Annotated in this window: 1 protein-coding gene; it reads left to right on the forward strand. The window is 54.5% G+C overall.

Annotated elements, in window-relative coordinates:
• The coding region (locus tag HEN21_RS22490; RefSeq protein ID WP_183082954.1) for a glutamate decarboxylase at positions 1-1,310 on the forward strand (1,310 nt) is incomplete at both ends.

Here is a 1,310-nt window from a genome sequence, read left to right on the forward strand (position 1 = left end):
ATTTCCACTATCGCGGAATCTAAACGTTTTCCGCTGCACGAAATGCGCGATGACATCGCATTCCAGATTATCAATGATGAATTATTTCTCGACGGTAACGCCCGTCAGAACCTGGCGACTTTCTGCCAGACCTGGGACGACGAAAATGTTCATAAGCTGATGGATCTGTCGATCAACAAAAACTGGATCGATAAAGAAGAATATCCGCAGTCCGCAGCTATCGACCTGCGTTGTGTAAACATGGTTGCCGACCTGTGGCACGCGCCTGCGCCGAAAAACGGTCAGGCCGTTGGCACCAACACCATTGGTTCTTCCGAAGCCTGTATGCTCGGTGGGATGGCAATGAAATGGCGTTGGCGCAAACGTATGGAAGCCGCAGGTAAACCGACCGATAAACCCAACCTCGTGTGCGGGCCGGTGCAAATCTGCTGGCATAAATTTGCCCGCTACTGGGATGTGGAACTGCGCGAGATCCCTATGCGCCCGGGTCAGTTGTTTATGGACCCGAAACGCATGATTGAAGCCTGCGACGAAAATACCATCGGCGTGGTGCCGACTTTCGGCGTGACCTACACCGGTAACTATGAGTTCCCGCAACCGCTGCACGATGCGCTGGATAAATTCCAGGCTGATACCGGTATCGACATCGACATGCACATCGACGCCGCCAGCGGTGGCTTCCTGGCGCCGTTCGTGGCTCCTGATATTGTCTGGGACTTCCGCCTGCCGCGCGTGAAATCGATCAGTGCTTCAGGTCATAAATTTGGTCTGGCTCCGCTGGGCTGCGGCTGGGTTATCTGGCGTGATGAAGAAGCACTGCCGAAAGAACTGGTGTTCAACGTTGACTATCTCGGCGGTCAAATCGGGACTTTCGCCATCAACTTCTCTCGCCCCGCCGGTCAGGTAATTGCGCAATACTATGAATTCCTGCGCCTTGGTCGCGAGGGCTACACCAAAGTACAGAACGCCTCTTACCAGGTCGCCACTTACCTGGCGGATGAAATCGCTAAACTGGGACCGTATGAATTCATCTGCACCGGTCGCCCGGACGAAGGTATTCCGGCGGTCTGCTTCAAACTGAAAGACGGCGAAGATCCGGGATACACCCTGTATGACCTCTCTGAACGTCTGCGCCTGCGCGGCTGGCAGGTTCCGGCCTTCACCCTCGGCGGTGAAGCCACCGACATTGTGGTGATGCGTATTATGTGCCGCCGTGGCTTCGAAATGGACTTCGCTGAACTGTTGCTGGAAGACTACAAAGCCTCCCTGAAATATCTCAGCGATCACCCGAAATTGCAGGGTATTGCTCA

Source organism: Escherichia sp. 93.1518 (assembly GCF_013368915.2).
GTDB lineage: Bacteria > Pseudomonadota > Gammaproteobacteria > Enterobacterales > Enterobacteriaceae > Escherichia > Escherichia ruysiae.